We start from the raw sequence: 10268 nt of genomic DNA, 5'->3' as shown, positions 1-10268 counted from the left end.
GTACGAGSATCCGCGTACTCGGGGGTGGCGGCGGCGAGCACCACCGCCATGCGGGAACGACGCGACTCCTCGTACTGGCGCACCATCAGCCGACCGGTCTTCGCCGTCGACTTCCAGTGCACCTGCCGCCGCGAATCGCCGGGGACGTACTCGCGGATCGCGTGGAACGACATGTCGGCGTCGACCAGGCGGCGAGTGGCGCTTCCCTCGAGGTCGCGGACGAGGCCCGCGCTGGTCGACGGAAGGACGACCGTTCGCGGATGGACGAAGAGATCGTGCACGTCGTCGAAGGCGTGCTCGCGCCGGAGCAGGCCCACGGGATCGCTGCGGACCGTGGTGACCGGCCCTACGCGCACGACGCCGCGCGGGAGCGGCGGGATCACCAGCGGCTCGGTGGTCACGGCACCGGGACGCAGGAACGGCACCCCGAACTCGACCAGCCCCCGACCGACGGGGATGTCCAGACGCCCCGGAAGGGCGGCGCGGGAGCCGTCGTTGCGCACGACGATCTCGCCCGTGACGCCGGTGCCCGCGACGACCCGCTCGTGCGCGAGGTCCAGGTCGACGTCGTAGGAGCGCGCGCCGAAGAGGAACGGGACGCTCATCGCGAGCAGCAGGAGCGCGGCGCTGCCCGCGACCATCCACTCCACCCACCCGAAGAGCAATCCGCACACCAGCCCGACGCTCGCCGCGACGGTGACGACCGCCCCGGCGGGCCGAACGGTCCTGCCCGCCCAGCGCACCGCGGCGACCACGGCCTCGCGGATCGCGCGCCAGGCCTCGGCGAGGCGGACGACCGCCCGCACGATCCGGCGCTGCCGCCGCACCGAGGTCGAGGTGAGGGACGTGCGCGAACCGGTGCGGAATGTGCCGGCCGAGGTGCGCGTCAGGCGCGACTCGGTGAGGTTCACATCGGGCACCGCGCACCTCCCGGCGGCGGTGGCGACGTCGAGCGACGCTTCATGCTCACGCGCTCTCGCGCTGCGTGGGCGGTGCGGTGTCGAGCAGCACCTGGCCGATTACGGCCTCTTGGGTGACGCCGTCGAACTCCGCTTCGGGGTGCAGGATCAGTCGGTGCGACAGCACCGCGACGGCGAGCGCCTTGACGTCGTCGGGGGTGGCGTACGTGCGCCCCTGGGACGCGGCCCGGGCGCGCGTCGCGCGCGTGAGCGCGAGCGCCCCCCGAATGCTCACGCCGAGGCGCACCTCGTCGGCCGTGCGGGTGGCATCCACGAGACGCGCGATGTAGTCGAGGACGAGAGCGTCCACGTAGACGGATGCCGCGAGGTCGGCCATTCCCACCATCGCCTGCGGCGTGATGATGGGGCGCAGCTCGGCGGTGGCGACGGGCGCGCCGTCGAGGATGCGCACGGTCGCCGCGTGGTCCGGATAACCCAGCGAGGTGCGCAGCAGGAACCGGTCGAGCTGCGCTTCGGGCAGACGGTAGGTGCCGGCCTGCTCGACGGGGTTCTGGGTGGCGAGCACCAGGAAGGGCACGCCGACCTCGCGCGAGACGCCGTCGATGGTGACCTTGCCCTCTTCCATCACCTCGAGCAGCGCCGACTGCGTCTTGGGACTGGCGCGGTTGATCTCATCGGCGAGCACGATGTTGGCGAAGATCGGCCCGGTGTGGAACTCGAACGTGCCCGTCTTCTGGTCGTACACGGTGATGCCCGTGATGTCGCCGGGCAGCAGGTCGGGCGTGAACTGGATGCGCGTGTTGGTGCCCTGCACCGACTGGGCCACCGCGCGGGCGAGCGAGGTCTTGCCCGTGCCCGGCACGTCCTCGAGCAGCACGTGTCCGTCGCTGAGCATCGCCGTGAGCACCAGCTCGACGACGTGGCGCTTGCCGAGGACCGCGCGCTCGACGTTGTCGGCGATCTGCGAGAAGGTCTGGGAGAACCAGGTGGCCTGCTCCTGGGTGATCGTCATGTCGAAGTCCTTCGAGGGCGTTGTCGGGGTGGGGCGGGGAAGGGCGGGATTCAGGATGCCGGGGTGCCCGGCTTGCACGTGCCGGACAGCGTCGAGGTGGCCTTGTCGAGGTTCCACCCCTGCTTCGTCCAGTCCACGCTGACGCCGATGTTCTCGACGGCGGTCGCGCCGGCGGGGACGAGGCGCGGGTTGTCGGGATTGCGCTCGAGGGTCGCGCCGTTCTTGTCGCGGTAGCGCACGTTGTCGTAGGTGAAGGCGAACGTCGCGCGGTCACCCGCCGACGAACCATCGGCACGCAGGGTGCCGCCCGCCTCGCACGCGCCGATATCCCAGCGCGCCTGCACCTGGTAGGGGGCGCTGCCGCTCGCGGGGGTGACCGCGCCGCGCTGAGACTCGGTTCCCCACACCTGGTGCTTGAAGTAAACCTTGATCTCGGGGTCGCGGTCGAAGGCGGTGCTCTTCTCGTTGCTCCAGCCCTCGTACAGAACGTCGTTGCGGCGGGGAGGGGCGTCTCCCCGGTTGATCTTGTCGATCGTCCATTCGGCTCGCTTGCCGGATTCGCTGACGCTCGGGCGCGATCCGACCGTGAACGTGTACCCCTTGGGCGCCTCTTTGCTCTGGGACGCGTCGACCTGCTCGGTCTTGGTCACCGCGCCGAACGATCGGCCGTCGAAGAACGACTCGGCGCACATCGTGTACCGGTACGTCTCGCCGTCGCGCTCCTTGGGGAACTGCTTCACGTCGCCGCCCGCCTTGGGACTGCAGAAACGCCCCTCGGGCACGATGTCGAACCGCACCTCGCTGTCGGTGCCGTTCTGCTGGGCGGTCGCGCGCGCGTCGATCGTGGCGGTGCCGTCGCCGTTCGAGGTCGAGGTGAGTGTCAGCGTCGGGTTGGTGGGGGCGCCCACGCCGTGCGCGCTGCCGACCAGCTCGCTGCCGTTCGCGGCGCCGCCGAGGCCCGGCGGCGTCGAGAAGCGCGAGATGGGCTTGACCGTGATGCTCGTGGACGCATTGGAGCCCACGGTGAAGCGGCGCACCTGCACGGTGTCCTGGTTGCGTCCGACGTTGACCTGGATCTTGTCGCCGACGGGGCTCGAGATCTCGAGGGTCCCGGTCTCGGTGCTGTCGACGCCGGTGATGACGAGATCGGCGACCCCGCCCTCGCCGTTGGTCTGCACGGGGGTGAACGTCACGGCTCCGGGCTTGTTCGGGGCCCGATACGCCCATCCGGTGGTGCGGACGGCGCTGCGGGACTCGCCGACGCTGTTGACGGCGGTGACGACGTACTCGCGCTGCTCGCCGTTGGGTGCCGAGATCGGCGCGCAGGTACCGTCGGCCGCGCACTGGCCGACGACCTGTCCGCCGGACCGCACGGTGAAGCCCGAGAGACCGGGGTACGCCCGACGCGCCTCGCCCGGGTCGACCCGCAGGGTCACGGTGCCGTCGCCGAACGCGGTCTGACGCACGCTCGCGGGCGGCCTCGGGTAACCGAGCAGGTCGAGCACCACCCGGGCGTCGCGCGTGGACGCGGTCGTCCGGCCTTGCGCGTCGCGCAGGGTGACGCTCGCGCTGCAGGTCGCGCCGGGGGCGTCGTCGGTCCACGACGCGAGGACGCCCGAGGTCGAGGCGACCGAGAAGTCGACCCCCGCGCAGCTCGCGGTCGGACGCACGGCGACCACTTCGAGCGGGGTGCGTGGCAGCGGGTTGACCTCGCCGCCGGCGCCGACGACACCGATCGAGCAGCTCGATCCCGACGCCTGAGAGCACTGCGCCGAGGTGGTGCCGCCCTGCGGGAGGGTCGATGGGGCCGAGCCCACCCGCAGCACGAGGCGGGCGGGCGCGACGGAATTGTGGCTGGTGACCGAGATGACCGCGGCGTTCTCGGTTCCCGGAACCGCGCGGTCGTTACCCGTGACGGTGACGGTGGACCCGTCGAGCGACACCGAGAACGCCGCGCCGGAATAGTCCATCGCGTATCGGATGCCGGCCCAGTCCTCGCGACCGAGCTGCCACGAGGTCATGTTGCGCAGGTCGAAGCTCGCCGTCTCGCCGGGGCCGACCGTGAGGGCCCCGGGGCGCAGCTCGGGCTGGGGATCGCGGGCCACGACGCCGATCGGCACCGACAGCACCGTCCACTCCTCGCTGCCCGCCACCCGGACCGGAACCCGGCACGCGTCGGTGTAGGGCGAGCCCGATCCGGCGTCGTAGGTGACGACCGATCCGGCGACCGAGCACCGGCCCTCGGCCCGTACGCCGGTGGCCGCGACATCGGTGCCCACCTCGAGCGTGGCGCGGCGCGGGAGGGCGACGAGGGATGCCATGTCGAAGGACACCGAGGCGAGCTCGTCGACGCGCTGAGCCGCACCGGGACGCAGCGCCAGGGTGAGGTCGTCGTCGCCGGGGACGCGGAGGAAGGCGTAGGTGGTCACGACGGCGTCGCCGAGGCGACCGGTGACGGCGAAGGGGATGACGCGCCGCGTGCTGGGCAACGCGCCCGAGATGCGACGGCCGTCCACCGTGAGGTCGGACGGATCGCCCCAGAGGGATACGTCGAGGTCGCCGACCTCTCCGCCCGACCAGGTCGCCCGGCCCGCGATGACGTCGACGCCGGTGGCGAAGTCGTCCCGGTTCTCGACGGTGAGCACGGTGTCCGTGACGACCGGGTAGTCCGGCACGTTCTCGCGGACGACCTTGACGACGACGAGGCCGCGCCCCGTGTTGCCCGAGTCGGATTCGACGTCGTACAGGAAGGACATCGTCCTCGGCTGCTCCCCCGCGCGCAGCACGACGCCCGTGTCGGTGACGGTCTGGACGAAGCCGTTCAAACGCGCGTACTCGGGGTTGTCGCTGCCGTCGACGAGCGTCTCGGGCAGGTCGGGGCGCACCCCGGTCAGCTTCAGCCGGCCCTGCGTGGGGTCGATGTCGTTCGCGAGGGGGCTGACCCTGATGGTGCGGTCCGCGCCGGCCTGCACCTGCACGTAGTCGGTGAAGGTGATCGGACTGGGATTGGCCTCGGCATCCAGGACTCCGATGCGCACCGTACCCTCGCCGGTGGCTCCCGACGGGTCCGAGACGCGGTAGCGGAAGGAGACCTGGCCGCGGTCGCCGGGGATCGAGGTGTAGAGGATCGCGGACCCGTCGGGCGAGATGGATGCCGTGCCCCGGTCGGGCTGCGCGGCGATGCGATCGAGGGTGACGGCGTCGCCGTCGGGATCCACGCCGAAGCCGTGGAAGTCGATCGAGGTGGTGCCGCCGCTGAGGACGCGACCCTCGAGCGTGTCGGGCAGGGGCGCGCGGTTGGCGTCGCCGCCGAGAACCGTGATGCGCACGGTCGCCTCGTCCCACAGGCCCGGCGTCCCCGTGGTGTAGACCCGGTAGGTCACCTCGTACGCGCCCGGCGTGGTGGGCGCCAGGTAGCGCAGCACGCCCCCCGAGGCGAACGCCAGGGCGTCGCTCGCCGGAAGGGCCTGGACGCTGGAGGGGTCGAGCGTCGGGCGACCGCCGGCGGGCGAGATGTCGTTGTCGAGCACGGGGATGTCGACCTGAGCGCCCGCACGCACGGTGACCGTGTCGTCGACCGCGATGGGTGCGATCTCGGGGGCCGGGGGCAGGAGGTAGACGGTGGCCTCGCCGCCGACGCGCGAACCGGCGTCATCCGTGCCGTCCGAGACGGTGTAGGCGACGGTGCCCAGCAGGCCGGCCGCCCCGTCGGCCGTGCTGCCCGAGACGCGCAGGTCGTTCTGGCCGACGGTGTCGACCGTGAGCGAGGCGCCGTCCTCTGCCGTGGCGGCGACGTCGCTGAGCAGCAGCACTCGTCCGGTGGGGTTGGACACGGCGCTGAAGACGTCGAGGGTCGCATCCTCTTGCGGGCGGACGAACGCCACGACGGGTGAGGTCGACAGCTGCGCCGGCGCATCGGCGGGGAGCATCGTGATGCGGGCCGTGCCGTTGGCATCCCGTCCCCCGCCGTTGACCGTGAAGTCGACGCGGTAGACGCCCGGCTGCGGCGCGGAGAAGTCGAAGGTCGTGCTGCCGCCGACGACCGTCGCGGTCGCCGCGGCGTCGTCGAGCACGCGCACCGACGTCAGCGACACGTCGCCGGCGGTACCGGTCACGTGGGGGCCGACGTCGACCGTGAGAGAGGAGCCGACCGTGTCGATCGCCGCGAAGGACTGCACGGCCAGGCCGGGGTCGGGGGCGACGCGGATGACGAGGGGTTTGCTCGTGACCGCACCGCGGGTGTCGGCGACGGTGACGTCGAGCTGGATGTTCTGCTCGCCGCCGGAACCGTCGTCGGCGTGCTGGTAGACGACGTCGCCGCCCGGGGTCGCGGCGACCGTGCCGACTCCCCCGGGGTTGTCGACCGAGAGCAGCAGCAGCGGATCGCCGTCGGGGTCCACCCACCCGGGGAGCACCGGCACGGTGACCGTGCCGCCGCGGGCGACCTCGGGGGTCGGCCAGGGCTGCAGGCACTTCTCGACGCCGCACCAGACGGGTGCGGCATTGGCCTCGGGGCCCGAGACCGTCAGGGTGACGGTGGTCGGGGCCGACGTCAGCCCGTCGACGGCCGTGCCGTCGGTCACGGTGTAGGTGAAGGTCGCCGACCCCGTGGCTCCCGGCGCGACGCGCACGGCGAGACGCTGCCCGGAGTCCGTCACCGAGAGCGTGCCGAAGCCGGGGTCGAGCCCCGTGACGCTCTCGGCGACGATGCTGAGGACGTCCTCGTTGGGGTCGTGGTCGTTGAGCAGGACCGGAAGGGTGGTCAACCGACCCGGCCGCACGCCGAACGCGTCGGGTTCGGCGATGGGCGGCTTGGGGTCGAGGACGACGCTGAGCTGCTCCTCGCTCTGCACGGCGGTCTGTTCGGTGCGGTCGTCGAGGGACCAGTTCTGGCTCGACGCGACGAGGGCTCCGTCGGGGACCGTCCACACCCACCCCGTGCGCGTCTCGTTGAGGATGATGGCGTGCTCGGTCGCGACGAAGACGGGGCGCCGCTGGTCGGGCATGGTGGCCCCGCCGTAATCGAGGCCGGTCTCTCCGCTGTCGGAGCGCCACAGGGTGCCCCGTGAGTCGCCGGGCAGCAGCCATGCGGCATAAGCGACCCCCTGATGGGTCAGGGGGCGGGCGGGTTGACCGAGGACGTTGCCGCCGCCACCCACCTCTCGGCGCGGCTCGCTCCCGTCGACCGGGATGCTCCACAGCGACTGGTCGTCGGCGACGTACACGTCGCGGGCATCGGCGTCGGCATCGCCCACCACGACCTGGTCGCCGGTGTCGATGGTCACCGGGTCTTCGCCGCGCACCCACGCGCGTCCGGCGTCGGCGTCGACCAGCACCCAGTCGTCGCCCGCGGCCGAGAGCGCGGGCGAGGCGACGTCGGCGTCGAGGGCGTCTCGCCCGCGCAGTTCGTCGGTTTCGATGTCGTAGCGGATGACGGAGCGGTCGGCCGACGAGTAGGCGAAGAGCATGCCGCGCTCGTCGACGGCGATCGCGTCGGCCGTGTAGGACGGCACGTCGTCATCGCCGGCCGTGCCGAAGGGGTCGAGCTCGCTCGCCGCCTGGCCCGCTCGGCTCAGCCGGGTGGCGAACAGGGTGCCCGTGTCGGTGCGGTAGACGGCGTAGTCGCCCGCCGTGGCGACGGACGTGGTGCCCGGCGGGGTGTCGGGGGCGGCCTCGAGCTGCTCCTGCTGCAGATCGATCGGCTGCGCCTCGTCGATGCGCGTGAGCTTGCTGAAGCTGTCGGTGAAGAGGTACGCCCCGTCGCTGCCCTGGGCGACCTCGCTGGGGTTGCCCGCCGTGCGTACGGTGTCGAGCTCGCCCACGGTGGTGTTGACGCGGGCGTAGCGTTGGCCGTCACCGGTCTGCAGCGCCCAGACCGAGGTGTCGACCTCGGGCGTCTGCTGCGCATCGAGCCCGGGCCAGACGACGCTCGCGGTGACGACGAGGGCCGCGGTCACGAGGCTCGCCGCGAGACCCGCGACGGTGCGGCGCTTCATCGCAGCACCCCCGTCGCGAAGAGGGCGGCCACGACCACCGCGCCCGCTGTGACGACCGTCGCCGAGGCGAGCACCCAGGGCAGGACGCGCGACCCGCCGGCCACCGGGGCCGCGATGTCGGTGTCTTCGTCGCGGGCGTACCCGGCCATACCGGAGGGGTTGCGCAGCTTGCGGGCGCCGTCGCGCTCGATGCGCGAGCGGGCGGGACCGCGCAGGGTGCCGTCGGCGAAGTCGACGGCACGCGCGGCGGGGGCCCATTCGGCCGCGGGGACCTCGAGCGGGGTGGCCGCGAGACCGGTCTCGGTCTGCACCGCCTGCAGGGCCTCGCCGAACGCTCGGGCGCTGGCGTAGCGCTGGGCGGGATCGCGTGACATCGCCGTCGCCAGCACGCTCTGCAGAGCGGGAGGGACGTCGGCGCGGGAGATGTCGGTGTACGAGGCCCGGGCGATGCGTCGTCGCAACTGCTCGCGCGAGTTCTGCCCCTTCTCGCGACGCTCGAAGGGACTCTGCCCCGCCAGCAGCGAGTACACGGTGGCGCCCAGGCTCCACACCTCGCTGGCGACGGTGCCGGCGGTCTGCTCGGCCACCACCTCGGGCGCGCTCCACGGCACCGACATCGCGAGCATCTCGTCGGCGCCCTGGCGCACGAGCGATGACGAGATGCCGAAGTCGGCGAGCACGGGCGCCCCGAAGGTGGTGACGAGGATGTTGCTGGGTTTGACGTCGCGGTGGATCAACCCGGCGTGGTGAGCGGACTCGAGCGCTCCCGCCATGCGCACGCCGATCGAGAGCACCTCGGCCACGGGGATGCGTTCGACGCGATACCGCTGCGCGAGCGACCCGGGGCAGAACTCCATCACGATGTACGGTCTGCCGTCGGCCGAGATCCCCGCCTGATAGACCGTGACGATCGAGGGGTGGGCGGACAGGTGCGCGAGCACGTCGGCCTCGGCGTTGAACATGCGCAGCAGGTCGGGGTCGCGCACGTCGCTCGGGAGCACCTTGACCGCGACGTCGCGGCGGGGCATGTCCTGCCCGTAGAGGAAGACGTCGGCGAAACCGCCCGATCCGAGGGGCCGGATGTACGCCAACCCGGGCAGGATGGGCGGCGACGACGGAAGCCGCTGCGGCATCGAGCCCCCTCCCTCGGACGACGCGTCCGCGACACGACGTGCGGACAACCCCCCGATGCTAACAAAAGCCCCTGACGCCACCGCTCGCCTGTGGACCCGGGGTTCAGGATGCCGGCGGCTCCGCCTCGCGCGGATCGAAGGGCGCGTCGAGGGAACGGGTGAGGTCGTCGAGCAGAGCGGCGATCTGCGGTTCCACGTACTCGGCGACCGCCGCCTGGATACGCAGGCGGTGGTGCAGCAGAACGGTGCAGATCTCGCGGCCGATCATATTGGCGTAGTCGTCGGCGAGGCCCACCTCCTGCCGCAGAGCCGCCTTCGCGGCATCCGTCAGAGGGGGAAGGGCGGGGATCGCGGCGTCCTCCTCGGCCGCGAGGCCCGAGAGGGTGAACAGGAAGGGCGCTCCGGGCTCGGGGTCGGGGTCGAGAGGCATCCCCTCGAACTCCGGCTCGAGACCCTCGGACGGGCGGTAGGAACGACGGCGATTCCGCTCGGCCTGCTGGTCGAGCTCCGCCTGCAGGGTGGGCAGGTTCCGGGCCGTGTAGTCGGCCACGGCATGGTCCACGATGCCCTTCACCCGGGTCGACAGGCCGTGCTGCACCCCGTGGGGGACGTCGGCGCCGAGCCCCGCGGCCGAGAGCACGGGCGAGCCGAAGCATCGGCGGCACGGGGCGACGCGGCCGCGGTGGTGGGCGGGTTCCCAGCGCGGCAACCACCGCAGCCAGGCGTCCACCGCCTGACCGACCTGGCTCTCGAGCGACCGCTCCACCCCTCTACGCTAGCTCGACACGCCCGGGAAGACGGGGATGCCGGCACGCATCGGCACGTCGCGGGCCGCGCTCACGGCTCGTCGTCGTCGTCCTCCCAGCGCCAGCGCGGACCGCGCGAGCGCGAGCGCACGAGGAAGACCCCGATAAGACCGGCGGCCAAACCGGCCAGCGCGACGACCGGACCGGCGAAGCCGAGGGCGACGCTGCCCGCCGCGGCCACCCCGCGGGCCAGGTCGGCTCCGCTGACGAGGGCCCCGACGACGATGCCGACGACCTCGCCCACGTAGGCCCCGATCGCGCACGGCACGGCCGTGAGGTAGCCCGGCGGATCAGCCCGCAATCCCCACCACAGCACGCCCGCGAACGCGCCGAGGGCACCGAGCTGGCCGAGGACGCCGGGCACGGCGCCGAGCCCGGCGKCCTCGGCCAGCTCGGTGCCC

General features: G+C 72.5%; 6 protein-coding genes. All 6 read right to left on the bottom strand.

Annotated elements, in window-relative coordinates; genetic code table 11:
* A partial coding sequence (locus DC432_RS14960) for a DUF58 domain-containing protein (RefSeq protein ID WP_347707131.1) occupies positions 1 to 920 on the bottom strand: 920 nt, incomplete at its 3' end.
* A 46-nt stretch (positions 921 to 966) separates the two neighbouring features.
* Complete coding sequence (locus DC432_RS14955) at positions 967 to 1932, bottom strand: AAA family ATPase (RefSeq protein WP_116538538.1); 966 nt, start codon at positions 1930 to 1932, stop codon at positions 967 to 969.
* 50 nt (positions 1933 to 1982) lie between these two features.
* Entirely contained in the window at positions 1983 to 7928 is a 5946-nt protein-coding gene (locus DC432_RS14950) for an Ig-like domain-containing protein (RefSeq protein WP_116538537.1), read from the bottom strand.
* Positions 7925 to 9061 (bottom strand): serine/threonine-protein kinase, encoded by a 1137-nt coding sequence (locus DC432_RS14945; RefSeq protein ID WP_116538536.1) that lies wholly within the window; start codon positions 9059 to 9061, stop codon positions 7925 to 7927. The genes DC432_RS14950 and DC432_RS14945 overlap by 4 nt, the downstream gene beginning before the upstream one ends.
* Before the next feature lie 103 nt (positions 9062 to 9164).
* Positions 9165 to 9827 (bottom strand): spermidine/putrescine ABC transporter substrate-binding protein, encoded by a 663-nt coding sequence (locus tag DC432_RS14940; RefSeq protein ID WP_116538535.1) that lies wholly within the window; start codon positions 9825 to 9827, stop codon positions 9165 to 9167.
* A gap of 71 nt (positions 9828 to 9898) precedes the next feature.
* A partial coding sequence (locus DC432_RS16535; protein WP_116538534.1) for a hypothetical protein occupies positions 9899 to 10268 on the bottom strand: 370 nt, incomplete at its 5' end.

It is taken from the genome of Microbacterium testaceum (assembly GCF_003075375.1).
GTDB classification, from domain to species: Bacteria; Actinomycetota; Actinomycetes; order Actinomycetales; family Microbacteriaceae; genus Microbacterium; species Microbacterium testaceum_E.
Note: the sequence above shows the minus strand (reverse complement) of the source record. Positions and strands in the feature narration are given on the sequence as shown.

What these genes read in the sequence shown, in the direction of transcription:
- DC432_RS14950 (WP_116538537.1), bottom strand. Translation starts at nt 7,928, where the DNA reads ATGAAGCGCCGCACCGTCGCGGGTCTCGCGGCGAGCCTCGTGACCGCG.
- DC432_RS14945 (WP_116538536.1), bottom strand. Translation starts at nt 9,061, where the DNA reads ATGCCGCAGCGGCTTCCGTCGTCGCCGCCCATCCTGCCCGGGTTGGCG.
- DC432_RS14955 (WP_116538538.1), bottom strand. Translation starts at nt 1,932, where the DNA reads ATGACGATCACCCAGGAGCAGGCCACCTGGTTCTCCCAGACCTTCTCG.